The 26,362-nt window shown below is 58.7% G+C and carries 25 protein-coding genes; 8 read left to right on the forward strand and 17 right to left on the reverse strand.

Annotated elements, in window-relative coordinates; genetic code table 11:
* Positions 1-212: 212 nt before the first annotated feature.
* The 8 genes from GDN47_RS09070 to GDN47_RS09105 form a co-directional block, all read right to left on the reverse strand.
* On the reverse strand, positions 213-1,220 hold the full coding sequence (locus GDN47_RS09070) for a hypothetical protein (RefSeq protein ID WP_113350719.1): 1,008 nt from the start codon (positions 1,218-1,220) through the stop codon (positions 213-215).
* 347 nt (positions 1,221-1,567) lie between these two features.
* Positions 1,568-2,119 carry a hypothetical protein gene (locus tag GDN47_RS09075; RefSeq protein ID WP_152093109.1) on the reverse strand — a complete coding sequence of 184 codons (552 nt, stop codon included), beginning with the start codon at positions 2,117-2,119 and terminating at the stop codon, positions 1,568-1,570.
* Positions 2,120-2,279: 160 nt separating this feature from the next.
* Positions 2,280-2,996 carry a hypothetical protein gene (locus GDN47_RS09080; protein WP_152093110.1) on the reverse strand — a complete coding sequence of 239 codons (717 nt, stop codon included), beginning with the start codon at positions 2,994-2,996 and terminating at the stop codon, positions 2,280-2,282.
* A 175-nt stretch (positions 2,997-3,171) separates the two neighbouring features.
* Positions 3,172-3,801 (reverse strand): exopolysaccharide biosynthesis protein, encoded by a 630-nt coding sequence (locus tag GDN47_RS09085; protein ID WP_113329501.1) that lies wholly within the window; start codon positions 3,799-3,801, stop codon positions 3,172-3,174.
* 48 nt (positions 3,802-3,849) lie between these two features.
* On the reverse strand, positions 3,850-4,161 hold the full coding sequence (locus GDN47_RS09090; protein WP_113350716.1) for a hypothetical protein: 312 nt from the start codon (positions 4,159-4,161) through the stop codon (positions 3,850-3,852).
* Between the two features lie 68 nt (positions 4,162-4,229).
* Positions 4,230-5,213 carry a TerC family protein gene (locus tag GDN47_RS09095; RefSeq protein ID WP_152093111.1) on the reverse strand — a complete coding sequence of 328 codons (984 nt, stop codon included), beginning with the start codon at positions 5,211-5,213 and terminating at the stop codon, positions 4,230-4,232.
* A gap of 169 nt (positions 5,214-5,382) precedes the next feature.
* A complete protein-coding gene (locus tag GDN47_RS09100; protein WP_152093112.1) occupies positions 5,383-6,099 on the reverse strand; it encodes an SAM-dependent methyltransferase in 717 nt (238 codons plus the stop codon).
* A gap of 132 nt (positions 6,100-6,231) precedes the next feature.
* The gene (locus GDN47_RS09105; protein WP_113329505.1) at positions 6,232-6,711 is read right to left on the reverse strand and encodes an Lrp/AsnC family transcriptional regulator; all 480 of its coding nucleotides are present in this window, start codon (positions 6,709-6,711) and stop codon (positions 6,232-6,234) included.
* 300 nt (positions 6,712-7,011) lie between these two features.
* Here GDN47_RS09105 and GDN47_RS09110 point away from each other — a divergent pair, with 300 nt between their 5' ends.
* From GDN47_RS09110 to GDN47_RS09125, 4 genes are all read left to right on the forward strand, one after another.
* Entirely contained in the window at positions 7,012-8,766 is a 1,755-nt protein-coding gene (locus GDN47_RS09110; RefSeq protein ID WP_113329506.1) for an alkaline phosphatase, read from the forward strand.
* 74 nt (positions 8,767-8,840) lie between these two features.
* Positions 8,841-9,305, forward strand: a complete 465-nt coding sequence (locus GDN47_RS09115) for a hypothetical protein (protein ID WP_152093113.1) — start codon at positions 8,841-8,843, stop codon at positions 9,303-9,305.
* Positions 9,306-9,309: 4 nt separating this feature from the next.
* On the forward strand, positions 9,310-9,996 hold the full coding sequence (locus GDN47_RS09120; protein WP_152093114.1) for an ABC transporter ATP-binding protein: 687 nt from the start codon (positions 9,310-9,312) through the stop codon (positions 9,994-9,996).
* Positions 9,993-11,285: an ABC transporter permease gene (locus GDN47_RS09125; protein ID WP_113329509.1), complete on the forward strand. Its 1,293-nt coding sequence runs from the start codon at positions 9,993-9,995 to the stop codon at positions 11,283-11,285. Before GDN47_RS09120 ends, GDN47_RS09125 begins: the two co-directional genes overlap by 4 nt.
* A 6-nt stretch (positions 11,286-11,291) precedes the next feature.
* On the opposite strand, the gene GDN47_RS09130 is transcribed toward GDN47_RS09125, so the two are convergent.
* The gene (locus GDN47_RS09130) at positions 11,292-11,849 is read right to left on the reverse strand and encodes a winged helix DNA-binding protein (RefSeq protein ID WP_113329510.1); all 558 of its coding nucleotides are present in this window, start codon (positions 11,847-11,849) and stop codon (positions 11,292-11,294) included.
* 111 nt (positions 11,850-11,960) lie between these two features.
* On the opposite strand from GDN47_RS09130, the gene GDN47_RS09135 reads away from it, so the two are divergent.
* Entirely contained in the window at positions 11,961-13,079 is a 1,119-nt protein-coding gene (locus tag GDN47_RS09135; protein WP_152093115.1) for an LLM class flavin-dependent oxidoreductase, read from the forward strand.
* A gap of 65 nt (positions 13,080-13,144) precedes the next feature.
* On the opposite strand, the gene GDN47_RS09140 is transcribed toward GDN47_RS09135, so the two are convergent.
* The 6 genes from GDN47_RS09140 to GDN47_RS09165 all read right to left on the reverse strand — a co-directional run bounded on the left by GDN47_RS09140 (position 13,145) and on the right by GDN47_RS09165 (position 19,531).
* Positions 13,145-14,212: an ABC transporter ATP-binding protein gene (locus GDN47_RS09140; protein WP_152093116.1), complete on the reverse strand. Its 1,068-nt coding sequence runs from the start codon at positions 14,210-14,212 to the stop codon at positions 13,145-13,147.
* A gap of 30 nt (positions 14,213-14,242) precedes the next feature.
* Positions 14,243-15,097, reverse strand: coding sequence for a carbohydrate ABC transporter permease (locus GDN47_RS09145; RefSeq protein ID WP_113329513.1), 855 nt, complete (start codon positions 15,095-15,097; stop codon positions 14,243-14,245).
* Positions 15,087-15,992 carry a carbohydrate ABC transporter permease gene (locus tag GDN47_RS09150; protein ID WP_233789869.1) on the reverse strand — a complete coding sequence of 302 codons (906 nt, stop codon included), beginning with the start codon at positions 15,990-15,992 and terminating at the stop codon, positions 15,087-15,089. The genes GDN47_RS09145 and GDN47_RS09150 overlap by 11 nt, the downstream gene beginning before the upstream one ends.
* Positions 15,993-16,089: 97 nt before the next feature.
* A complete protein-coding gene (locus tag GDN47_RS09155; protein WP_113329514.1) occupies positions 16,090-17,304 on the reverse strand; it encodes an ABC transporter substrate-binding protein in 1,215 nt (404 codons plus the stop codon).
* A gap of 86 nt (positions 17,305-17,390) precedes the next feature.
* On the reverse strand, positions 17,391-18,176 hold the full coding sequence (locus GDN47_RS09160) for a DUF4037 domain-containing protein (protein ID WP_113329515.1): 786 nt from the start codon (positions 18,174-18,176) through the stop codon (positions 17,391-17,393).
* A 35-nt stretch (positions 18,177-18,211) separates the two neighbouring features.
* Entirely contained in the window at positions 18,212-19,531 is a 1,320-nt protein-coding gene (locus tag GDN47_RS09165; RefSeq protein ID WP_152093117.1) for an alpha-L-fucosidase, read from the reverse strand.
* A 201-nt stretch (positions 19,532-19,732) separates the two neighbouring features.
* Between GDN47_RS09165 and GDN47_RS09170 the strand changes: the two genes are divergently transcribed.
* Both GDN47_RS09170 and GDN47_RS09175 read left to right on the forward strand, forming a co-directional pair.
* Entirely contained in the window at positions 19,733-20,740 is a 1,008-nt protein-coding gene (locus GDN47_RS09170) for a LacI family DNA-binding transcriptional regulator (RefSeq protein ID WP_069610208.1), read from the forward strand.
* A gap of 262 nt (positions 20,741-21,002) precedes the next feature.
* A complete protein-coding gene (locus GDN47_RS09175; protein WP_152093118.1) occupies positions 21,003-23,207 on the forward strand; it encodes a DUF1217 domain-containing protein in 2,205 nt (734 codons plus the stop codon).
* 17 nt (positions 23,208-23,224) lie between these two features.
* On the opposite strand, the gene GDN47_RS09180 is transcribed toward GDN47_RS09175, so the two are convergent.
* Both GDN47_RS09180 and GDN47_RS09185 read right to left on the reverse strand, forming a co-directional pair.
* Positions 23,225-24,001, reverse strand: a complete 777-nt coding sequence (locus GDN47_RS09180; RefSeq protein ID WP_152093119.1) for an SDR family oxidoreductase — start codon at positions 23,999-24,001, stop codon at positions 23,225-23,227.
* A gap of 55 nt (positions 24,002-24,056) precedes the next feature.
* Entirely contained in the window at positions 24,057-24,950 is an 894-nt protein-coding gene (locus GDN47_RS09185; RefSeq protein WP_152093120.1) for an aldose 1-epimerase, read from the reverse strand.
* A 379-nt stretch (positions 24,951-25,329) separates the two neighbouring features.
* Here GDN47_RS09185 and GDN47_RS09190 point away from each other — a divergent pair, with 379 nt between their 5' ends.
* Positions 25,330-26,313, forward strand: coding sequence for an arabinose ABC transporter substrate-binding protein (locus tag GDN47_RS09190; RefSeq protein ID WP_069610212.1), 984 nt, complete (start codon positions 25,330-25,332; stop codon positions 26,311-26,313).
* Positions 26,314-26,362 lie beyond the last annotated feature (49 nt).

The following is a 26,362-nucleotide window of genomic DNA, read 5'->3' on the forward strand; positions in this document are numbered from 1 at the left end:
CGCCGATCTCAAGTTTTTATGCCGTTTTTACCGGCAAATGTCCATATATTTTCGCGTCGATCCGGCGCTATGGTATCCACAGGCAAGCTTACCGCGCAGGCATTTGGACGCGACAGGAGAAATTGCATCCCGGCTCCCTTAAACAGGCGCGGCAATGATCAATGATCCCGGCCGTCACCTGTCAAATTTCCTGATTTAGCTCTCGGCCACCGTCACGGCTGGTCGCAGATCGGGATCGGCTTGGCAGGCGGTGCCGGATGGTCCTTCTTGTATTGCACGATGATCGGTTCGAGGGTTTCCTTCGGCCAGAACTTAGGCGTGCCGATCTCCTTCAAGCAGGAGTCGTTCCAATATAATCCGGATTGGGCCGGAGAGCGCCCCGCCGCAACGGCTTTGGCGATCGCTTTGATGTCCGAGGACTCCGGATAGATGTAGAGCGTCGTCGGATTGTCCTTCACCATGGAAATGATCTGATTGGCATCCGATGCCGCCCAACTGGTGCAGCCGTCGCTACGGCCGCCAGCATATTCCACCAGCTTTCCGAGCGGAACATATCCGTCCCGGTTGGCGTAGGGGCTCTGCGGATCTTTCTTCATGCAGATGCCCGCAACCTTGGCGGCCGCATGTCCGCCGATCGCCCTTTCGCGAGCATTCGCGGTCTCGCCTTCGCCATCGAACTGGAGGAACGTGCGAAGATAGGCAGCTTCCTTGGTTTGTGAGAGCTTGTAGTAGCCCTTGAAGGTCGTCTTCGTCTCCTCCGTCACATAGGAACCGCCCGTCGTCAGGTTCGAGTCCATCGCATTGCCGAAGTTCTTGGCGCACATGCGGCCGTTGCCGAAATCAGCTACGCCCTTGAGATCGCGGCCGCTGCCGTGGCCGGATGAAACGACACGGAACGTCTGTGTCGCCTCGCAAACGATGTAGAAGCGGCCCGCGGACTTGCCGTCATTTGGAGTGTTCGGACGAGTTGCGTCCATGGCGAAATAGCAGGGATTTTTGACCGTGCCTTCGCTCACCTTTCGCATGTAGAGCGCGCGGGCTCTTTGCAGGACTGGTTGAGCGATCTGCCCGTCGCCGGTACCGACATAGGCTCCGAGCCAGGCCGGAATGTCCGGCTGCCGGGTGGCTGCCAGGGATTGCGATGTTGCGGGAATGACGAGGGCGAGGGAGCAAAGGCTGAGCATCTGGGGGACGCTTCGAAGGGCATATCTCAACCGCACGGAATTAGTTCTCCTATCAAATATTCTGGGTCGGCATTCGCTGCTGCCGTCAAAAGCAATGTTGACAGCCTGCCTGCCCCACAAGCTCGCCTGCCAAACGCTTAGATCCAGAACTCATACTTGTGCGCTGCTTTGCTGAACGAGATCCTAACAGATGCCGGAAATCGCGGCAGCCACAGAGAATTGTTGCCTGCCGTTGATATACTCCACCTGTTCGCGCCAGCCTTCTTCAGCGATCGCGGCGCAAATATGGCGGAGTTCGGGCAGGGTTGTGCATATGAAAGGCCCTGGGCTTGCCGGAGGGACGGTTGTTCAAGCCTGCGATATTACGCTAAAGGTAAAGAATCCTAACGAGCTCCATGGCTCAGTCGATAGCGGGCATAGTCGGCCATTGCCTCTGGTGCCAGCTCGATAAGTTCCTTCGCGCCAGGACGACCGTTCAAATGAATGAATATCGGCCGCGGCATCTCGCTTTGCGTGATCGCTAGATAGCCTGTTTCCAGCGGACGTTTGACGAGCCAGTCCGGATCGTGGCCAAAAATGACGTTCAGCTTGGTGCGATCGAGCCTATATTCGCTCTGGAAAGGCCCGATGCAACTCGTTTCGATGATCGATGTTGAATCCAGCAAAACCGCAGTAACCGTTCGCAGAAGGGCGGACGTTCCCGAAACCAGAGTGAAGATCATTGCCCACACGCTCCAGACTATAATCCGCCGGCGGGTGAAGAGCGGGCCTTCGTCGAGTATTTCTACTGGAGGTCCATAGCGGTTCGGCCTGCGTACATGTGCGGTGAAGCTTGCAACAACCGCCGCTTGCATCAGAAAGGTGCTCAGAAATATCGCGCCCATCCGATGACTGCAGTCGAAGCTTGAGAAAAAACCATTGTCCAAAACTACCATCACGCCACCCTATATTGCCGATGAAGCTACTACATCGTGGCCGAAGGAAACCTTACTTCAATGTTTCAAACTGCTCGGAAGGAGCTTCTTTCAATGGAAGGCCGAGAAAGGTTTGCGCATTAGTGAGCGGCGACTAGTTTGCTTTTGCGCGGGATCGAACCTATCGCGATGGCAGATGGGGAGCGGGAAAGTCCAGCACCCGGCTGGTATAGCTTTCGATCAGTGCGCTGAACGGTGTTCCATCCGGCAGCTTCAGCACGGCATGGTGTTCGAGAAGAAAGGAAGGCAAGGCGAGAGACCCGCTCCCGGATGGCGGCAGATCGGCGCCGGTTTCCCATCCTTGCGGGAGCGGCGACCAAAGGAGCTTTGCCGACAGGTTCGTGCGGGTGAAATTGAGAGCCTGAACGGCACGGCCGAACGCGATGTCGCTCGTATCGAGCGACTTGTTCATTTCGGCTGTGAGCTTTGCCGGCACGTACCAATTGTCCGCCTCGGACAGAATACGATCCCCGCAAGCCAGACGAACGCGACGATAGGCGACAGGTTCGTCAGGTCCGACCGCCAGCAGCTTCCGGATTGAATCGTCGGCCGGCTTGTCCTGACCGCGCACGCGCTGCGCAACGATTTTCGAGCCATCCGGTGCAAGCTTATGCGCAGCACACCAGCGATCGAGCGTCAGCGTGGCACTGGCATTGCTGAGGAGATCGGCATTCAGGGTCTGCAGGATTGCCAGTGCTTCCAGACGCGAGGTCGGCGTGTCGGGCCACTGAGAGGCAGCCGGCATTTCCTGCGCCGTCGCCGTCTGCGCGCCAAGCGCGATGGCGACGGAGCTGCCGAGGGCAATCATGCGGACGAATGACGGGGGCTTTGATGGCATGCGATGAAATCCTCTGCACAGATGATTTTACAGGCCGGAGCCTAATGGCTGGGAAATGCGCCGCTGGCATAGATGGCAAGCTTGCCGCTATTGGCAAGACGCGAAAAGGCTGTTGCGGACAAGCGCGGCAACTGGCCGCAAAATCATCCGCTGTCTTCCTTACTGAATAAGGTGCTTACGATCCGATTGCATTCAGGCTGGTGAAAGCCAACTGAATGAGACCGGCCGTGGCGATGAAGGCCAGTGCTGAGACGAACAGCGCCGCCAGGATCAGCAATCCGTCCCGTGCCATCAGGGCGACTGAGATCGCCACGAGGGCAACGACCGGCATATAGTTGCCGAGCGGGATCGGAAGGACAATGGCGACGGCCAGCAGGAAGATCGGAAAGGACAGCAGCCATTGCATGGTGTCGCCCGTGAAAGCGGCCAGACGGCCCCGACGAACGACGGTTTCGACCCTGGCGAGGATCGGCGCGCTGTAGCGTACGATGAGTTCCACGACTGCCGGCGAAAGCCGGCGTCGGTTGAGAAAGGCCGGTAACCATATCGTCCGGCGGCCCAGTGCGATTTGCACCGCCACCAGAGCGAGAGCGCTTCCGAAGACGACGCCGAACGGTCCTGGGATCGGGATCAGTGCCGGCAGCGAGAGAAAGAGGATGGTAAAGGCCATGCTCGTGTGCCCGAGGCCGCTGAGCACCTCGCCGATGAAGATGCCGCCCTGCTCATGGGTGAGCCTGGCGAGATGGTGCAGGCGAGTGGATGCCCTGTCATCATGCCCAGTCGTACCGGCAGCCTGTTCTGTCATCGGACATCACCAGATAAGGTCACCGGAATTTCTTGTTTGCACAAAGCGTCAGGCTTCATCGACACCTTCGCCCTTTCCCTGGATAAGCCTGATGACGGGCGCGCAGTCCGGATTGCTTTTATCGAGCAGATCGGCAGGGCTGCTCCAGCCGGTCGACAGGCCGATGACGGTTGAAATCGTCCAAAAAGTATCTTCGGAGGCGCGTTGCGCCAGTGCCGGGACCTCGGACGAGAGACATGCCTGCGATTGCCTGATGATCCCGACAGGCTGGCCGGCGGCAGCGGCATGCCGCTCGATTTCGGCTTGAAGCGGGCCAAGGGCGAAAGTTGCAAAAAGGGCTGCGAGGAGATTGGAGATCATGTCTGTACCTTGTCGGAAATCTGTTTGAAGCGGGGAGGGAAGTGCCCCGAGCGGGGCACCTCATGGCGTCAAGCGCTTTCAGCCTTGTCGCGCGTCTTCAGCAGGCTCCAGCCGACACCGCTTGCAATGATCGCGAAGGTGATGCCGAGCGAGAGGGCGGCCGGGAATTTTTCGAGACCCAGCATATCGGCGACGAAGATCTTCGAGCCGATGAAGACGAGCACGACGGCGAGCGCGGGCTTCAGGTACCGGAAGCGGTGGATCATGGCGGCAAGCGCGAAATAGAGGGCACGCAGGCCAAGGATCGCGAAAATATTCGACGTATAGACGATGAACGGATCGGTGGTGATCGCGAAGATCGCAGGAACCGAATCCACGGCAAAGATGACGTCGGCGACTTCGATCAGCACGAGCGCCATGAAAAGCGGCGTGATGAACCAGACCATTTTTCCGTTCTGCGGATGCGGCTGCTTGACGAAGAAGCGCTCGCCATGATGGTGGTCGGTGACGTTGAAGCGGCTGCGCATGAAGCGTACCAGCGGGTTCTTTGACACATCCGGTTCGGTATCCTTCACGACCAGCATCTTGATGCCGGTGATGATGAGGAAGGCGGCGAAAACATAGAGCAGCCAGGAGAACTCGGCCACCAGTGTCGCGCCGACGCCGATCATGATCGCGCGCAGCACGATGACGCCGAGAATACCCCAGAAGAGCACGCGGTGCTGATAGAGGCGAGGCACGGCGAAGAAAGCGAAGATGAGGGCAATGACGAAGACGTTGTCGAGAGCCAGCGTCTTTTCCACGACGAAGCCCGTCATGTAGGCCAGGCCGGAATCGGCACCGAGATACCACCATACCCAGCCGCCGAAGGCGAGGCCGAGCGTGATATAGAGAACGGAGAGTTTGATGCTCCCGCCGACGCCGATCTCCTTGTTTTCCTTATGCAGCACACCGAGATCGAAGGAGAGAATGGCGATAACGAGCGCAAGGAAGCTCACCCACATCCAGAGCGGCTTTCCCAGCCACTCCACGAAGAGCAAAGACGTTTCCATGTCGGAAGACCCCTGTCGGCGCGGTGTCGGAAAGGTCCGACATCGCAAGAGCGCCGACGGCTCTCACCAGAGGGGCCCGGACCAGCGGGTTGGCCAATAGCTGGGAAGCCGACGTTGGCGTTTCAAGGGTTCGCGTGCATTTTGCAAAGACGGCAATGTCACCTAGCGTCTAAATGTTGGTCCGACCGATATGGATGCCGTAAACGCTTGCTCTTTCCTGCGCGACGAAATCAGACAGGGCGGGAGGAATTTCGACCTGGGCGCTATGCTGTGCGAGAATATGGAATCCCTTCGGAAGACAGGTTGCGATACGGCCGATGATCGTTTCATAATCGACGATCAATATCTCCTGTCCGGCCACAAGGTCGAACAGCAGCGGATCATCGATCACATGCTCATTTTCACAAAACCAGTAAGAGGAGATCGTCAGGTCGGGAAGATACCCGATCTGCGCCGGCAGGCTTCGTTGCTCGAACTGGAAATGTCCCGGCAGGCCAGCCGCTGACATCAGCTCCCTGGCGAGAGCGAGCTGATGTTCGGAAATGTCCAGCCCGTAAACCTCGAGCTCGGGATTTCCGGCAAGATAGGCAAAGGCAAGGCTGAAGGCGCCCGAGCCGCAGCCGAGATCGCATACCCTTCTATATTTGTGGACCGTTGCTTCGAGGCTGGTAAGTACCTGCAGGCACTTCAGTGAATTTCGCATTCCGAACGCACGCGTGAAGGCATCGGCGGAACGACTATAGTCGAATATCTCGATCTGGCGCCTGCTTTCGACAGCATTGCGCAAGGCAATGGAATCGTTGCTGGGATGGTATAGATGATTACATCTGAGCAGAACTTCGGCAAATTCTTCGAAATGCCGCGTCTGTACGTCCATGCCGGTCATGCAAGCCTGTCCTCGCCAAGGATATTGCCTTTGGCGTGATTGGAAAGGCTGCACGCGCCGAAAGCAAGCCCTCAAAACTTGCCCTTGATGCTCGGTAGGGCAGGGGCTGCGCAATCGAACGCCGGCGCCATGTCAGCCTTGTGGCAGGGCGATCGGAAATCCTTCGAAGGTCTTGAGAGTATCGAGGACGATTGCCGTCTTCACATGCTGGACCGATTCATGCGGAAGCAGCACGTCGTTGACGAAACGGGAGAGATCGGTAAGCCCGCGGGTGGCGACCTTCAGGTGATAGTCCATTTCTCCTGTCAGCGCATAGGCTTCCAGCACCTCCGGCAGACCGTTGATGAGCTGCGAAAAGCGGCGGGCATTATCTCTGTTGTGGGTGGCGAGCGTCACCGAGATGACGACGAGCATGTCCAGCCCCAGCTTCTGCCGGTCGAGATTGGCCTGGTAGCTGCGAATATAGCCTTCTGCCTCCAGCCTCGTGCGTCGCCTCGAGCATTGCGACGGCGAAAGCGCAATGCGCTCGCCGAGCTCGTTGTTCGTCAGTCTGCCGTCTTTCTGAAGCTCCTTCAGCAGACGCAGATCCAATTTGTCGAGTTGTTCATCCATTGCGCAAAACTCTGAGAATCCTCACGAAGCGTGTGTAGTATTCGCTTATCTTATGAGGATGGCAAGTTTGACATCATGAATGTCGGCTTAGCTTGCATGACGAAGGTTGCGCGGATTGTGTCGAATTGGAAAGAAGGTCCGTAGGTTCGGCTGGCATTTTAGATGCGGCACACACAATCAATCTTACTTACCGATCGTCGTTTTGGAATTAGCGGTTGAGAAAGTTGACTCCATTTTACGTGATTGTCATCTGGCTTTTATAAGTGGGGAGCGGGAAGCAACCAAACGCAGGGGGTATAAATGCGTAAACTTCTTCTCGCCATGATGTCTGCGGCCTTGATGTCCGGCGCAGCCCATGCAGCGACAGTCTATCCGTTGGACCGGGCAACGGTACTTGCCGGCTCTCCGTTCGATTTCAAGGTGGAATTCAACAAGGTCGTCAAGCCGGAAGACGTGAAGGTCACGGTCAACGGCGAAAGCTACGACGCGGTTTTCGGCAAGGCGGCTGATTTCGTCGCAGAAGAGAAGGGCGCTGAAGACAAGGTACTCGGATCGGCCCTGATCCTGCGCGGCATCAAGCTCGCAAAGCCCGGCCAGTACAAGGTCGAGGTTTCGGCCGGCGACGAGAAGAAGTCCGTCAACTGGGATGTCTATGGCACGTCGGCCACGCCGAAGGCCAAGAACATCATCTTCCTGCTCGGCGACGGCCTCTCTGTTGCACACCGAACCGGCGCCCGCATCATGTCCAAGGGCATGACCGAAGGAAAGGCCAATGGCCGTCTTGCCATGGACGATATCCCGCCGGTCGCCTTCATCGGCACCTCCTCGACCTCTGCGATTGCCACCGACAGCGCCAATACCATGTCGGCCTACATGACCGGCCACAAGTCGGCCGTCAACGCCCTCGGCGTCTACGCCGACCGTACGCCGGCAAGCCTGGACGACCCGAAGGTCGAAACGATCGGCGAGGCGTTGCGCCGCACCGGCAAGAAGTCGCTCGGCATCGTCACCACGGCCGAAGTCGAAGATGCGACGCCGGCAGCGCTCGTTTCCCATACCCGCAAGCGCGGCGACAAGGCGGAGATCGTCGGCATGATGTACGACGTCAAGCCGGATGTCCTGCTCGGCGGCGGCTCGGCCTATTTCCTGGCGAAGAGCGTTCCTGGCTCCAAACGCAAGGACGACAAGGACTATATCGCGCTCTTCAAGGATGCCGGCTATGCCGTTGCGACCGACAAGAACGAACTGGCGGCGGCTGCCGGCTCCAACCAGGACAAGCTGCTTGGTCTCTTCCACACCGGCAACCTTGACGTCACGCTCGATCGTGAATTCCTGAAGAAGGGCACCGTCGACAAGTTTCCGAACCAGCCGGGCTTGGTCGACATGACCAAGGTCGCGCTCGATAAGCTTGCCAAGAACCCGGACGGCTTCTTCCTGGTGGTGGAAGGTGCCTCCATCGACAAGATGAGCCATCCGCTCGACTGGGATCGCGCTCTGGTCGAAACCATCGAGTTCGACAAGGCCGTTGCCGTCGCCCGCGAGTTTCAGGCCAAGAATCCGGATACGCTTGTTGTCGTCACCGGCGACCACACGCATGGCGTTTCGATCATCGGCACCGTCGATGACGAAAAGAAGGGCACCGAGATGCGCGAGAAGGTCGGCACCTATGCGGCTGCCGGCTTCCCGAACTATGAGGACAAGGATGGCGACGGCTATCCGGATCGCGTCGACGTTTCGCGTCGCCTGTTCATGGCCGCCAACAATGGTCCGGACCACTACGAGACCTTCCGCCCGAAGCTCGATGGTCCTTTCGTGCCGGCTGTTCAGAACGAGAAGAAGGAATACGTCGCCAATGAAGCCTATAAGGACGTGCCCGGTGCCGTCTTCGTGCAGGGCAACATTCCGCGGGACGAGGACAGCGGTGTCCACGCCGTCGATGATGTCGTGCTGCAGGCGGCTGGTCCCGGCGCCGAAGGCTTCCGTGGCTACATGGAACAGAGCGATGTCTACCGTGTGCTGGCCGATACTTTCGCGTTCGGCTCCGAAAAGATGTAAGTTGTTACAGATCGTATGACCATGACAGGCGGCTTCGAGGCCGCCTGTCTGTTCACCTTTCATGAGGATATGCGATGTCCGGGGACAGGATCGCCACCATCAATCGTCGGGGCTTCTTGGCCGCTGCCGCGATTTTGCCGGTCATGGGCATTGCGGCACGTGCGAATGCCGCCGAGACATTGGGCTTCGGCGAACTCTATAAGAGCTTCGGCCCACTCGGGCTCGAATTTTCCGACAAGGTGAAGCAGCTGAGCGGCAAGGAAGTCGCCATCAACGGCTTCATGGCGCCGCCATTGAAGGCCGAGGCCGCTTTCTTCGTGCTCACGGAAATCCCGATGTCGCTCTGCCCGTTCTGCTCTTCCGATGCCGATTGGCCCGATAACATCATGGTCGTCTATCTCTCCTCCAAGCAGACATTCGTGCAGTACAATGCCCCAATCACGGCGCGGGGCGTGCTGGAATTCGGCTCGTGGACCGATCCGGAAACCGGATTCATCAGCCAGCTGCGTCTCCGCGACGCATCGTTCAGGACCGTCTGAACACATGCTTGCGCTCGATATCTCCGGTCTTGAAATGCAGTTTCCCGGCCTGGCGGCGCCAGTTCTCGCCATCGACCGCTTCCATCTGCCGGCGGGCGGCAGGCTTGCGATCACCGGTGCTTCAGGCTCCGGCAAAAGCACGTTCGTCAACGCCATTACCGGCTTGGAAGATGTCGGTAATGGCAGCATATCCTGGAGCGGCACGGAGATCACACGCCTGTCGTCCGGCCGGCGCGATGCGTTCCGCGCCCGCAACATCGGCCTTGTCATGCAGGATTTTCATCTCTTTCCCGGCCTGTCCGCCTTCGAGAATGTCGTGCTGCCGATCAAGCTGACGCGGCGCCTTGCGGCCAAGGAACGGGAACGCGCACTTTATCTGCTGTCTGTCACCGGTATCGCCCGACCGCAGCAGAAGATCGAAACCTTGTCGCGCGGCGAGATGCAGCGTGTTGCCGTTGCCCGCGCACTGCTGTCGCGTCCCGGGGTCATCGTAGCGGACGAGCCGACCGCCAGCCTCGATCGTCAGGCGGGCCATGAGGTTGCGGAGCTTCTGCTGCAACTTTCGGCCGAGGAGGGGACGACGCTCATCGTGGTCACGCATGACGTCGCACTCGCCGAGCGCCTCGGTCATCGCATCAATCTAGCAAACGGTCGCATCGAAGAAGACAGCCAAGAGGTGGCCGCGCGATGATCACCTTCATTCTTGCTGACCTCAGACGTTTCTGGAGCGGCGCGCTGGCCGTTGTGGTGCTGATTGCCCTTTCGGTCGCGCTGAGCGTGACGGTGACGCTGCAGGAGCGGGCTGTCCGGCTCGGCAGCGCCCGCGCCGCGGAAAAATTCGATCTGCTTGTCGGTGCTGCCGGCAGTGAAACGCAGCTGGCGCTTTCCGCCGTTTTCCTACAGCCGGCGCCATTGCCGCTGATGGAGGGTGCCGTTCTGTCTCGCCTTGCCAGTGATCCGCGTGTTGAACTGGCGGCACCGGTCGGCTTCGGCGATTCCGCCTACGGACATCCGATTGTCGGCACGACCACGGGCCTCATTTCGTCCCTCTCGCCGTCGCTCTCGCAGGGGGTGATGTTCGCGCGTCTCGGCGAAGCGGTTGTTGGCTCGGATGTCGCCTTGTCGACTGGCGCGGAAGTCAAACCAATGCATGGCACGGCCGAGACCGGCGGCGAAACCCATACGGCCATCGCCTATAAGATCACCGGCCGCATGGCGCCGACGGGAACAGCCTGGGATCGCGCCATCCTGGTGCCGATCCGTGCCGTCTGGCAGTTGCACGGAATGCATGGCGCGGACCATCACGACGATGATGGCGACGAAGCCAATGTGCATGGCGCAGCCGAGCCGCATCAGCATGACGACGGGCGCGAAGAAGGCCACGACCATGAGCACGGTCATGTTGATGCCAATGCGCCGCTCGACGAGCATTTCGACGTGCAGACGTCCGGCGTTCCGGCCGTTCTGGTCAAGCCGAAGACGATTGCCGATGCTTATCGCCTGCGGCAGGAATACCGCACGGGTACGACGCTCGGCATTTTCCCGGCTGAGGTGCTGACCAGGCTCTATGCAACGCTCGGCGATGCCCGCAGCCTGCTGCTGGCGATCGCATTTGGGACCCAGGCGATCGTGATTGCCGCGATCGTGCTGGTCACCATCATGCATGTCGGCTCGCGGCGCCGGCAGATCGGCGCCTTGCGGGCGCTTGGAACACCGGTCCGCTCGATCATCACGCTCGTCTGGGGCGAGCTCTTCGTCCTGTTCGCCGCCGGCATCCTGCTCGGTATCGCCCTCGGCTACGCGGCAGCGCTGGTTATCTCCGTCAGGCTGGCGGCAGCGACCGCCGTGCGCCTGCCCGTCGGTTTCTCTTTCGATGATCTCTGGCTTGTCGGAGGCTTTGCAGCCGTTGCCGCGATCATCTCCATCGTGCCGGCGTTCAGCGCGCTACGCTCCAGCCCGGCTGCCGCGCTGCGCGCCTAAGAAAGTCTAGTCGTCCGTAAAACGGCGATGCGTCGCTGCGCTTCTGGCCACGTGCTCATAAATCCCGGTCATCAAGTCCAATGTGCTGGACGCTTCCTCCAAACGGCGGCCCATGTTCGGGACGCCTTGCACAGCTTTTACCAGAAGGGCCGAGCGCACTGCGGCGTATTCATCTGTGACGTCTCGACCTTTTTCTGTCACCGAATATGTCACCCCCGAACGGCCGCTGCCCTTTCGTTCTACCAGTCCTGCACCGACCAGCTTTCTCAAGCTGTACTGCATGTTCGGGATGTCTTCTCGATTGGACAGGCGCGCGAGATCCTTGATGGATTTAGGCCTATCATGCATGCGAATTATATGGAGCATGGCATTCTCAGGGCCGCTTGCTGCCAGTCCAATGACCGAAGCCAGACACTCGGTTTGCCAGCGTCCGAACGCTTCGAACGCGCGCATGAGGGCAAATTCCAATTCGGTCAGGTCCACTTGCAGCGGTGTTTGCGCCAGATGCCAGCTTCGATCCAAGCCGCGTGGATGGCCCTTCTGGTCTTCGGTTTCGGTGCTCATATGCTTCCTTTGCGGGATATTGGGGTGACGCCAAGACGGCGAGAGTTGACAAGCTTCAAGTTTCAAATAAAATTTCTATCGTAAATTATATCAAAAAATAAAGGGAACGAAATGTCGGAGAACTCGATGTTCGCCGCAGGGCAATTTTTGCTCGGCACCTTCGCCAGCAATTGCTCCAGCGGCATGAGCGTTACCAAAGTGCCGGAACGCTGGGTCAATTCCTGGGACAACAATCTGAAATTGGCCCAGCAGCTGGATGAAGCAGGTATCGATTTCATGTTGCCGATCGCCCGATGGATCGGATATGGCGGCGACACCAATTTTCACGGCAATGTGCTGGAAACGATGACGTGGGCGGCGAGCTTGCTCGCCAGCACGAACAACATCAACGTCTTTGCCACCATTCACACGGCCGCGAACCATCCAGTCGTCGTTGCCAAGCAAATCGCGACGATCGATCAAATCAGCAGAGGACGGATCGGCCTCAACATAGTTGCCGGTTGGAACCAGCCGGAATACGAAGCGTTGGGACTTGACCTGCCCGCCGACCATGAAAGCCGCTATGCCTATGCGGAGGAATGGTTCGATGTCGTCAAAAGCCTATGGGAGCGAGATCGGGCCTTTGACTATGATGGACAATTCTTTCATCTCAGAAATGTTCTTGGCGATCCTCGCCCCGGGCATCAGGCACCTATCCTCAACGCTGCAGGTTCCGGCCAAGGCCGCTCCTTTGCCGTGCGGAATGCAGACTTTCTGTTTACTCCGGCCATAGATCTGAGCCGTTCGACGACTGAAATCGCGGAGTTGAAACAGCAGGGCAAAGCCGCCGGTCGCAATCTGGGTGTCCTCACCTTTGCCCATGTCGTCTGCCGGCCGACGGAGGGAGAAGCGCGAGACTATCTGCAGCATTTCGGAAAGGACAATGCGGATTGGGAGGCAGTCGACAATCTGGTGCGCCTGCAATTCGCGCATGCGCAATCCTTTCCGCATGACCTTCTGGCATTGATCCGGGACCGGATGGCTGCCGGACATGGTGGTTTCCCGCTCATCGGGACGCCCGAGCAGGTGGCGGAGGGTATTCTTGCCCTTCACAAGGCGGGCTTCAGCGGAACGACCATTTCATTTGTCGATTACAATGCCGAATTCCCATATTTCCGTGATCGGGTTCTTCCGCTGCTCGAACAGGCCGGTATTCGCAAGCCGGTTTCAGTGCCCCATGTGACGGTCTAAATCCATCGTGGATATCAGGAGAGAAGGTTGCTGCGGGGGCTTCCGCCACAAGCTGAGAAGCATTCTCAATGCAAGCGCTGGCCATTCGACGGATCGAACAGATGTGTCTTTGCCGGGTCGATCTTCAGTTGGATTGGCTGGCCGGGTGACACGGTGGGACGGTCCCTAATGGCGGCCACGATCGATTGCGCGCCGGCCTGCAATTGCAGATGCGTGTCCGAACCCGTCGGCTCGATGATGATGACCTTGGCCTGTACGCCATCCGTATCGACGGCAATATGTTCCGGGCGGATGCCGAGCTGGACGGATCGGCCGAGATGGCGGCGGGCGTTTTCCGGCAGCGGCCAATGCAGATCTTGCGCGTCCTGCAGCCCCAAGGTCCCGTTTCGGTCAGTGACGAGGCCGTCGATGAAATTCATCGATGGCGATCCGATGAAGCCGGCGACAAAGCTGTTGGCCGGCGCATCGTAGATTTCGAGGGGAGAGCCGATCTGTTCGATATAGCCGCCGCGCATGACGACGATGCGGTCGGCCATGGTCATGGCTTCCATCTGGTCGTGCGTCACGTAGACCATGGTGGTGCCAAGCCGCTGGTGCAGCGTCTTGATCTCGGTGCGCATCTGCACGCGCAGCTTAGCATCGAGATTGGACAGCGGTTCGTCGAAGAGGAAGACGGCGGGGTTGCGGACGATGGCGCGCCCCATCGCCACGCGCTGGCGCTGGCCACCGGACAATTGTCGGGGATAGCGATCGAGGAGCGCGGCAAGGTCGAGGATCGCTGCGGCATCGTTCACCTTTTGCTCGATCTCCTGGCGGCTGCGGCGCGCGAGCTTCAGAGAAAAGGCCATGTTGTCGCGCACGGTCATGTGCGGATAGAGCGCATAGGACTGGAACACCATGGCGATATCGCGCTCATTGGGTTCGAGATCATTGACGATACGATCGCCGATTTCGATCTCGCCGTCGCTGATGCCTTCCAGCCCGGCGATCATCCGCAGCAGGGTGGATTTGCCGCAGCCCGAGGGTCCGACAAGCACCACGAATTCTCCATCCTGTGCGGCGACGGAGACGCCGTGCAGCACTTCAAGCGCGCCGTAGCGTTTGATGGCATTGCGAATGGTCAGTTTCGCCATGGATATCTCTCCCAAAATTCGGCGGGCGCTTCAGCGACCGCCCATGCCCGCATTGAGGGCGATGCTGTTGTAGATGAGCTTCTGCAGGATGATCGCGAGGAAGATGCCCGGAAGCATGGAAAGCGTCGCACCCGCCATGAGATAGTTCCACTGCGTGCCTTGCTGCGTCTGGAACAGGGTGAGGCCGACCGGCAGGGTAGCATTGTCGGCACCCGTCATGACGATCAGCGGCCAGAGGAAGTTGTTCCATTGCCCGATGAAGGTGAAGAGTGACAGAAGCCCGATCGCTGGCATCGATAGCGGCACGATGATGCTGACGAGGATCCGTAGGCGGGACGCGCCGTCGATCCTGGCGGCTTCCTCGAGTTCCATGGGAATGGAGAGGAAGAACTGCCGCATCAGGAATGCGCCGAAGGTGCCGAAGGAGATCGGCAGGATCACGCCGGGGAAGGTGTTGACCAGACCCAGCTTGTTGACGATCAGAAACAGCGGAATGATGAGCATCAGCGGCGGCACCATCAGCGTGCCGATATAACCGAGCAACAGCGTTTCGCGCGCCCTGAATTTCAGCCGCGCGAAGGCATAGCCGGAAAGGCAGGAGACGACGACAGTGATCGCTGTCACGCAGATCGCGATGATGGCGCTGTTGAAAAAGAAGCGGCCAAAGGGCAGCTGAGTCCAGGCGGCGGCAAAATTACCCCATTCGAAGATATCGGGCAGGATACGTGGGGGTATCGCCGTCACCTCGGCATTTGAGCGCACTGCATTCGATACCATCCAGAAGAAGGGAAAGAGAAAGGCGATGGCGACAAGCGTGATTGCCAGGTGATTGACGACATCGAGCACCAGCTTCCGGCGTGTTCTGGCTTCGGATTTAAGCGTCATAATGCACCCATTTGCGCTGGAACCAGAATTGCAGGGCCGTCAGCGCCATGATCAGCGCGAACATCACCCAGGCGATGGCAGAGGCGTAGCCCATTTGGAAGTTCTGAAAGCCGCGTTGGTAGATGGCATAGCCGAGCGTCGCGGTCGACGATCCCGGCCCGCCCTTGGTCATGACGAAAATCTGGTCGAAGACCTGCAGCGAGGTGATCGCCGTCATGACGGTGCCGAAGAACAGCGTCGGCGAAATCAGCGGCAGCCGGATTTTCCAGAAGCGGTCCCAGGCCGTCGCGCCATCGATGCGGGCTGCTTCGAGGTAACTTGCCGGCACCATGTCGAGCGCGGCGTTGAAGAGAACGGTATTGTAGCCAACGCCGGCCCAGATCGAGGTGAGGACGACCGCCTGCATGGCAAGTGTGCGATCGTTCAGCACGCCCGACAATGGCAGCGATAGTGAGGCCATCAGACTGTCGAAAAGCCCGCCGCTGGTGAAGATCAACATCCAGACCATGGCGACCGCAATCAGTGGGGTGAAGGTCGGGAGAAAGAAGATCACCCGGAACCAACGCTGCCCGATCTTCAGGCTCGAAATCCACGTCGCCAGCCCGAGCGAGATGATGATGTTCAGTACAAGATATTCGACGGTGAAGAAGAGGGTGTTGCGCAAGACCGTCCAGAATTGCGGGTCGGTCGTAAACAGGCGCACATAGTTGGAAATGCCGACGAAACGCGGCGTACCGAGCAGCTGCCAATTGGTGAAGCTGAGCGCGATCGAGGCAAGGATCGGCAGGACGAGAAACAGGACGATGCCGATCAGGCCCGGCAGCAGGAAGAACAGGGCCGTCCATCCCTCGCCTCCGAACCATTTGCGCGAGCGTGGCCTTGGTCTTGCGATCATGTCGGTATGCTTGCCCAGCATCATGGGCCTCTCCTTTCCGGCGATGGCGCTGCGGTCGAGCCGATGAGCCCGGCCGCAGGCCGACGAGACGTCCGGTCTATGGCAGCTGGCTCTGAATGTCGCTCAATACGCCTTCGGGTTTCGAGTCTCCCGTCAGCGCGAGCGGCACATATTGCATCACCAGATTCTCGAACTGGTTCCATTTCTCGTTGATGCGGAACGGTGTGGTGTGGGCAAATATATATTGAAGCGTATCGCGTGTGCCGCTGACATTCTTGGCAGCGCCGTCATACCAGGCGGTCTGCTGTGCAAGCCGGGCCGGCAGTGCGCGTCCGGCCGCGCCAAGGATTTCAGCGGCCTTGGGGCCTGTCAGCACCTGCAGCGCCTTGAATGCGGCATCCTTGTGCTGACTGGTGGCGGAGATACCCCAGCCCGAGCCGGCCGTAATGAAGCGCGAAGAGCCGCTGCCGCGCGGCAGCGGTGCGATGCCGATCTTGAAATCGACATTGGCCTGCCCGGTAATCAATGACCAAGGACCGTCGATATACATAGCGACATTGCCCGAAGCGAAGCGGCCGCTTGCGGCCGAAGCATCGGCCGCGGAGGCAAAGACCGGCGAGAGTTTGTCTTTGGCGGTGAGATCGGCGTATTTGCTGAACGCATCGACAAAGCCGGCATTGGTAAGGTCGAATTCATTGTCGGCGTTGAAATAATCAGCACCGAGCGCGACGGGGCCGGCGATGAAATCAAAAGCCTGGGTGCCATAGCCGTAGACTCCATCCTTGGTTAGTGCCTTGGCGTCGGCCTTGAAGTCGTCGAACGTCCAGTCTTTGGCCGGCTCCTTCAAGCCGGCGGCTGCGAACTTGTCGCGATTGTAGAAGACCATCCACGGGCCGACATCGTAGGGCAGCGCATAGAGTTTGCCGTCCTGCGAAAGACCGGACATGATCGATGTCTCGAAATCAGCCACCTTCACGTCGCTGCCTTTCACGTAATCATCGAGCGGTGTCAGGATCGAAGAGAAATTCGGCAGGCGCATCGATTGCATCGAGACGATATCGGCGACCTGACCCGATGCTGCCAGAACCGGCAGGCGTGTCCAGTAGTCCGTCCAGCCCGAAAGCTGCAGCTTGACCTTGATATCGGGATATTGCTTGTTGACGAGATCGGCCAGCTGCTGCCAGAGCTCCGCATCGTTCGGCGCGCCCCACATCTGCCAGGTAAGGGTCACGGCGGTATCCTGCGCTTGCGCGCAGATGCCGGGTAGTGAACCCGCCGCAAGGGCGGCGGCAAAGATCAATGAATGCTTCATGATTGTTCCTCCTCCTCAATGACTTTCGTTGCAGTGACGTTCATCACTATCCGGACGCTCCCCTCCGGCTTGGTCTTGCGGCTCGTTCACGCCGCGATCATCGCCTCCAGGTCGGCGATCAGGCCGATCAGTTCGCTTCGCTGACGCTGCCACGTGTCCGGACCTTGCTCCGGCTCCAGAATGGCCGTCATCCGCTGGAGAAAGTCGGGCGGCAGCCGTTCGAGTTCGGCTGCCATGGGCAGATTCCAGCCGTCGCCCGGAAAATAGACCCGGTTGAAGGCAAAGACGGTCTGTAGAATGGCATTGGCAAGCTTGCCTGTGAGACCGACGAGAAAGACGAGGTCGCGGCGAACGACCTTGCTCTCATAGTGATAATCTCGGGCCCAATAGCGCAGGACATCCATATATTGGCTGAGCACGGAAGCCCTGAGCGCTTCCGGATATTGCGCCAGCTGCTGCCTCCAGCCGGCCAGCAAACCCCTGGGATCGGCGATGATCTGCTGGTTGGCAAGATCGGTCGGCAGATGATAGCCCCAGATCGTCCATTCGAAGCTCTTGGGCACGACCACTCCGGCAAGCCAGGAATCCAGGTCGCGCTGGACGCCGGCATACCGCCGCATCCAGACGCCATCCATGCGGATGCCTTCGGCCTGCCAGTCTCGCAGCGCGGCATCGAAACGCCGCCACGCCGCGGTTTGCCGGACCTCCGGTCCGCGATAGGCGTCGGCATAGACCCTGAAGTCGAAATCTGATTGCGCATCCGACCTCCCCTTGCCGCGCGATCCGGCGAGTGCAACGGCACCATTGCCGTCTTCTGCCAGATCGGCGATCAAGGGGGTCATCGCGGCTATGAGTTCGGTTTCGCGGCTCACGACGGCACAGGGACGGCTGGGCTTCGCTATCTCCCTCAATCCTTGAGGATCAGTTCGATGACCGGGGTGACGACGTCAGGCTTGAGCACCGGCAGTTCCAGGGTCAGAATGCCCTCTCCGACGGCGACGCCGACATTGGAGTCGACTTCGGCATCCGGGTCGAGCCAATGAAGCTCGCTGGCATCGTGCAGGAACTGTGCATATTTGACCTTGCGCCCCAGCCCTTCGATATGGATGTGGCGGAAGGGCCAGGTCTGTATATGCAGGTAGAGCCAATTGCCCTTCTGGGTAAAGCGGCATCCGTTTGGCGCCTTGTAGGTCGAAGGTCCCGCGCCATAGATCGAGCGGCCGTTCAGACGCAGCCATTCGCCATAGGTGTCGAGCGCCTTGATGGCGCGGGCGTCGAAGGTGCCGCGGCCGGTCGGGCCGACATTCATCAGCAGATTGCCGCCGAGCGAGACCGTGTCGACCAGGATGTTGATGAGCTGGCCAGCATCCTTCCAGCTGCTCTCGTCGCGATAATAGCCCCAGGAGCCGCTGAAGGTGTGGCAAGCCTCCCATCGTACCGGCAGGCCGGCAACGGTCGGTGCGACGCGCGGCGTATATTGCTCCGGCGTGACGAGTTCGGGCATGTGATCCGCATCGCGCGGCAAGTCGAGGCGGTCGCCGACGATGATATCGGGCTGTAGCTGGCGCACCAGTTTCATCAGGTCGTCGCTCTCCCAATCGGCACGTCCCTTGCCGGGCAGGCCCTTGTAGACGCGCTGCGGATAGCTGAAATCGAACCAGATCACGTCGATCTTGCCGAAGTTCGTCAGAAGCTCGGTCACCTGATCGCGCATGTATTTCGCATAACGCTTGACGTCGCGGCCCTCGTTGAGCTTGGCGGCGTCGGGATGGTTTCGCTGGGGGTGATGTCCGTCGATCGGGAAATCGGGGTGGTGCCAGTCGAGCAGCGAATAATAGAAGCCGACCTTGAGCCCTTCGGCACGAAGCGCTTCGACATAGGGGCCGATCAGGTCCTTGCCATAGGGTGTGTTGGTGACCTTGTAGTCGGTGACCTTGCTGTCCCACAGGCAGAAGCCTTCATGGTGCTTCGCAGTCAGAACGACATATTTCATGCCGGCTTCGCGAGCGCGGCGTGCCCATTCGCGGGCGTCGTAGAGGTCGGGGTCGAAATTGTCGAAATATTTCTGATAGGCCTCGGTGGTGAACTCCTCCCGGTTCTTCAGCCATTCGTGACGTGCGCCGAGGGCGTAAAGTCCGAAGTGGATGAACATGCCGAAGCGGTCGTGTCCAAACCATGCCTTGCCGTCGGCCACATCCTGGCCGCCACTGATCGCTGCGTCGCTCACACTATCCTCCCAAGTGTTAAGGCTTCATCGAACCGGTTCGATTTGATAATTGATCCTCATGCCCGGTATGTCAAGCGCACTGTTGAAATCTCTTTCCGCATATTGCTTCACGGCCGGCAAATGGTAGATTTATGGCAGAGATTCACGGAAGGGAGCCTTTGATCGGAAGGCTCGAGGCGATAGAAACGGTTCGAAAAATTCATGGCCACCATTCGTGACGTCGCCAAACTTGCTGACGTATCCGTCTCGACGGTGTCGCTGGCCTTGAGCAATCCGGCGCGCGTCAGCCAGAAAACACTGGAGAAAATTCATCAGGCGATCGCTGCGGTCGGCTTCGTTGCCGATCCGCTTGCCCAGAGCCTGGCGCGTGGGCGCAGCCGCATGATTGGCTTCATCGTCGGCAATGTCGGCAACCCGTTTTTCGGGGATATCCGGCGCGAGCTGGAAAATTATGCGCTTGACCATCAGCACTTCGTCGTCGTCACCGATTCCTCAGGCAAAACGGATCGCGAGAGGGCGATGATCGAGCACCTGATCGGCCTCAAAACTGCGGGCCTTGCGCTTGCGCCGTCAGGCCATGATCGGGATTATATCGACTTCATTGCCGGCCTGAACCTGCCGATCGTCTGTTTCGACCAGAAGGTTGCCGGCATCGAGCGCGATTTCGTCGGCTCCGACAATTATCTGGCCGGGGCGATGCTGACGGAACATCTCCTGCAGCTCGGCCACAGGCGCATCGCCGTCATCACCGGCCCGAGCCATATGCATACCGCGACGGAGAGATATCGCGGCTTTGCCGATACGATGGCCAATGCCGGCGTAGACATCAATCCGAATTTCGTCGTCGACGGTCAGTTCACGCGCACAGCCGGCTACGAGGCGGCCATGCGTTTGCTGATCCAGCCCGAACGCCCCACTGCGATCCTCGGCACCAATAACGCAGTTGCGCTCTCGGCGCTGCAAGCCATGCAGGAGCTGGGCTTCCGCTGTCCCGAAGACATCTCGCTCGCCATGATCGACAATGTGCAGTGGAGTTCGGTCATCACGCCGCGCATTACCATGGTGGTCCAGGATACGCTGGCGCTCGGCGGCATCATTGCAAGACGCCTGATGCACCGCATCACCAATCCGCAAGGTGCGGTCGAGCCGCCGCAGGATTTCGTGCTGACGCCGAAATTCGTTCCGGGCAATTCCTGTCGGAGAATTTAGAACTCTTTGCACCTTGCATTGGGGCGCCGAAGACATCTTGTGCTTTGGCGGCGAACGTTCTCAGGATTGCCTCAGAACTGGTTGCCGAAGCCGAGCCGGAAGTTTCCCCTTGTCGTAGTCTTGCTTCAGGAACGCCATGGCGGAGCTGAGATTGATCACACCGAATGGTAAAGCACAGATTGCCGATCTAGTCTCGCACAAGGTCTGATTGCGATAGTTCAGGCGGGGCGAATATCGATGAACTGCGCTGTGGGGGCGATCTATGATTTCGACGTATCTCGGCTACGTGTCCGCGACAAAGGACATGGCATCGACGCTTGCGCGCATCGCCAAGCAGGCGACGGTCAAAAGCGACCAGCAATATTACGATGCGCATATCGGCAAGATTAAGAATGTCGATGAGTTTCTGAGCGACTACAAGCTGTATAGCTATGCGATGAAGGCCTATGGCCTCGAGGACATGACCTACGCCAAGGCCTTCATGAAAAAGGTCCTGACCAGCGATCTTAGCAACACGAGCAGCTTTGCAAACAAACTGACGGACAGCCGTTACCGGCAATTCGCTGCCGCTTTCAATTTCAGCGGCACGTCAAAAAATCAATCGGCTCAGAGCGATTCACAGAAGAGCGATACGATCGGGCTCTATGAGCAATCCTTCGCCAATGAAACGGCTTTGGCCAAGAAGGAAAGCAAGTTCTACGATAGCTGGATCGATAAGGTGTCGAACGTCGACGACATCGTCAACAGCAGCAGAATGACGGACTATATCCTGCGGGCGCACGGTTTAAACCCGGACAATATCTCGAAGGCGTTCCTCAAGTCGGTTCTGACCAGCGATGTCAACGACCCGAACAGCTTCGTTAACACGGCGAGCAATTTCTCGACGGCATCGCTGCAGCCGACATACAAGCTGATCGCATCACAGTTCAGCTTCAATGCCGACGGAACGCTTTCCGGCGCGACCGCGCAGACGGCGGAGCAGAAGGAGGCCATGATCTCGCGGTATGACAGCATGGTCCCGAGCCTGTTGAGCCCGGCTGCGGCCGCCAGCAACGACGATTACTATCGTCAGACGATCACGAAAGTTCAGTCGCTCAACGACATAACTGGCGATAACAGGCTGTTTTCCTACATAAAGACCGCATTCAACCTGAATCCCAAGCTCACTCCGGTCCAATTCAACCTCGCTTTTACGAACTCCGATTATGCCGCCGTGACTGGAATGGCGGATATGGTTTCGCACTTTCAGTTTGCATCCGATGGTACGCTGCCCGCCGGTCAGCCGGCGCAGACGCCGCAAGCCATCGACGACATCTCGACCAAATATTTGAACCAGGCGAAAGATGCGAAACAGAACCAGTTCGGCGATGCGGAGAAACACTACAAGAGCGCGGTCGGCGAGATAAAGACGATTGCGGACTTCTTTGCCGCCAACGATACCAAGAACAAGAATCTTCCAACCGTGGAGGACATGGCGCTTCGTGCCTTTGGGATCGGCAAGAACGAGGTCTCCAGGGACCAGCTGCGCAAGATACTGGAGAGCGATCCCTATGACAGCAAGAGCTATGTCAATTCGCTGAAAGACGACAGATTCGTCGGGCTTGCCAAGGCTTTCAATTTCGACAGTGAGGGCAATCTGCGGGCGCCGGTCGCGCCCTTGTCCCAGACTTCGATCAACAGCCTGATCTCAGCCTATTCAAAGTCGAAGACCTTCGGATTGACCGGCGAGATGCGAGATAAGGCGGTCAAGGATGCGAAGGACGCAGCGACCGAATTCAGCAAGTCGATCTCCAAGATCAAGACGGTCGACGAACTCCTCGCAGACAAGAAGCTGACGGAGTTTATTCTCGTTGCGAACAATATCGATCCCAAGTCGGTCGACAAGAATAGCTTGAAGAAGGCCTTCACCGCGGACCCCGAGGATGCCAAGGGCTTTCTGAACACGCAGGCAGGCCAGCAGTTCAAGGCGATGGTGAACGCCTTCAATTTCGACGCCAAGGGAAATCTGACCACGGCCAAGATCGAGCCGGGACAGAACAAGGGCGCGCGTCTCGCCACCAACGATCTCTATCTTCATCAGACCCTGGAGACGCAGCAGGGAAGCTCCAACGAAGGTGTTCGTCTCGCTCTCTATTTTCAGCGCAAGGCACCCCAGGTCAATTCCGTCTACGATATCATGTCGGATCCGGCGCTCTACAATGTGATCAAGACGACTTATTCGCTACCCGCATCCATGTCGAACATGGATGTGACCCGTCAGGCGGCGATGCTTGAAAAGCTATTCCCGATCAAGGATTTGCATGATGCCGGCAAGGTGAACAATCTGCTCAAGCGCTTCTCGGCCGTCTATGATGCGGCAAATGGCGGGAATACGACCTCTGCCGCATCCGCCATCCTGACGCGCGGATCGGGGATTGGCATGAGCGCCGATCTGATGCTCTCGATTGCCCAGCTCAGATCGCGATAGCGCCTTCGTTTGCGATACTATTGATGCTGCAACACGCTCAGGCCCCCGTCCACGGTCAGGCAGGCGGCATTCATGAAGGGACACTCGTCCGAGACCATGAAGACCGCTGCCATGGCGATCTCGTGAGGGGTAGCGATGCGGCCGCCCGGATGCAGTTTCATCGTTTCGGCCTTCGCCTTTTCCGGGTCGGGGAAACTGTTCCAGTAATCGATGGCCTTCTGCGTTGCGACATAGCCGGGCGCGAGTGCGTTCACGCGCACGTTCTTCGAGGCATATTCGATCCCCAGAGATTTGGTCATGCCGAGAAGAGCATGCTTGGCAAGCGGGTAGGGGAAGGTATGCGGGATGATCGTGAAGGCGTGGGTTGAAGCGATGTTGAGTATGACGCCGCCGCCACGGGCGATCATCTCGGGCAGCACGGACCGGCAGCAATTCCAGGCGCCCTTGAGATTGATGTCAAAGCAGCGCTCCCAGTCCTCGTCCGTCGTCTTCAACGGCTCGGCAAAGACGTTGACCCCGGCATTGTTGACAAGCGCATTGATGCCGCCGATTTTGCCGGATGCTCTGGCCACGGCTGCGCGCACGGCTTCGGCATCGGTGATGTCGGCCGCCTGATAGCCAAGATTGGCACCGTCTTCCTTCAGCCTATCCGCAGCTTGTTCCAGCAGAGCTTCGTCGCGATCGATCAGGAAGATGCTTGCATCTTCAGCCATGCATGCCTCGGCTATGGCCAGCCCGATTCCCTGCGCGGCTCCGGTAATGAAGATCCGTTTTCCCGAAAGGCGATTTGACATCCAGTGTTCCTCTTTGTGCTGGGGCGGAAATCTCGCGGTCAGCCGACCGCGCAGGCTACCGCGAATATTCCTGTGGCCGCAGGCGGATCGATCCTGCAAATGTCTCTCCCGGCTGCAGGATTTTCAAATCTCCGAGGTCGGGGAGATTGTGACCGTTGGCGATGTGGGACATCGGCTCGAAGCAGAAATAATCATGGCGAAAGGCGGGATTGAAGTTCGTATCTGGAATGAAGATGAATGCGTGTCTGACTGAAGCGTCGGCGGTCAGCCGCAGGCCTGCATGTCTCTCCGGCCAGACGATCTCCGCTTCGCCGCTCCATCCCTCGAAGCCGTTGTTGACCCAGCGGCGAGGCAGGGGTGAAGGCGCGGAAAAGTCGAGATCGTCCGGAATCTCGGTACGTTCTCCCGGAAGCCAGCCTTCCGTTTCCGTCCAAAATCGCTGCGCTGGCGCAAAAAGTGTCGTCTCAGGGGTCATCGGGAAGTATGGATGCCAGCCAAGCCCGAAGGGCAGCGCCTCCTTGCCGGTGTTCTCAACGCTCATGTGAAGCATCAGCCCTTCGGATGTCAGCGCGATGATCTGCCTCGCTGCGTAACTGTAGGGCGTATCGCCCTCCCGATGATGAAAGCCGATCTGCAATTCGTTGCCGATGCGGGAGAGGACGGACCATTCGGCTTGCCAACCGTCGCCATGAAGGTAGTGAGGATCCGAAGCCGTGTTCGGCCTCAGCCGATAGTTGCGCCCCGCGAACGCGAAATGATTGTTTCGCACGCGGTTGCCGAAGGGAACGAGGGGATAGCAGGCGGAGGCGGACGCATGCGCATCGTCCGGTGCGGATCTCAATAGCGCAATCCTGCGCCCCTCCACCGTCCAGGCATAATCGAGCAATGTGCCGCCGAAGGTTGAAACGCGAGCAGAAAGCGAACCGTCCCGCAAATCGATGATGGTCATTAAGCGGTTGCCTTCTCCCTACAACCAAGGCCGGTGCCGAACGCACGACACCCTATATCTGCCTCGGCCCATGTCAACGGATATATATGATTTATTTTCGGATCATCTCTGAGGTTCTTGCCGATATATCCCGCAATCTATCCCTGTTCGGCATTTTAAGCGAGCCTTTGGCGATCAGCTAATGCCGCAACGGCATAAATAATCATACATAAATATTGACTGGTATGATGTTTTTTCATATTCAAGGTCTCGGGTCCATTGGGCTGCAAATGCAGTTTAATTGTTATACAAATAATTGACTCATATTACAATATAACTTACGGAAATCGAGCGGTTCCCGGGAGATGGATGGGGACGCGCAAACAAAGGGAGAGAGATCATGCGCTTTTTCAAAGCGGCTATCCTTGCCGGCACCTTTGCCGTTCTGGCGGCCGGCTCTGCTTTCGCGGAGGACGTCAAGATCGGCTTCATCGTGAAGCAGCCCGAAGAACCATGGTTCCAGGACGAATGGAAATTCGCCGACCAGGCGGCCAAGGAGAAGGGCTTCACGCTCGTCAAGATCGGCGCTGAGGACGGCGAGAAGGTTCAGTCGGCGATCGACAATCTCGGCGCGCAAGGAGCGCAGGGCTTCATTATCTGCACCCCGGACGTGAAGCTCGGCCCTGGAATCGTTGCCAAGGCTGCCGCCAATCAGCTGAAGCTGATGACGGTCGACGACCGCCTGGTGAATGCCGAGGGCAAGCCGCTCGAAGATGTGCCGCATATGGGCATTTCCGCAACGAAGATCGGCGAGACCGTGGGCCAAGCGATCGTCGACGAAATCAAGAAGCGCGGCTGGGACATGAAGAATGTCGGCGCGATCCGCGTGTCCTACGATCAGCTGCCGACCGCCGTCGACCGCGTCGAAGGCGCGATCTCGGTTCTGAAGGCCGCAGGCTTTCCGGCTGCGAATATCTACGACGCGCCGCAGGCCAAGACCGATACGGAAGCAGCGCTCAACGCTGCGACCACCGTTCTCAACAAGCATGCCGATATCAAATACTGGGTTGCCTTCGGCCTTAACGACGAAGCTGTGCTCGGCGCCGTCCGCGCCTCGGAATCGGTCGGCATTCCCGCAACGAACATGATCGGCGTTGGTATCGGCGGCGCGGATTCGGCGATCAACGAATTCAAGAAGCCCGCCGCGACCGGCTTCTTCGGCACGGTCATCATCTCACCGAAGCGCCATGGCTATGAGACGGCGCTCAACATGTATGACTGGATCGCCAACAGCAAGGAGCCGCCGAAGCTCACGCTCACTTCCGGTTCCCTCGCACTGCGCGGCGACTATGAGAAGGTTCGCAAGGATCTCGGCATCGAATGATCATCCAGGCAGGATGATGTCCGTTCGGCGGCCTCACAAATGCCGCCGG

This window comes from Martinezella dioscoreae (assembly GCF_009176305.1).
GTDB lineage: Bacteria > Pseudomonadota > Alphaproteobacteria > Rhizobiales > Rhizobiaceae > Rhizobium > Rhizobium dioscoreae.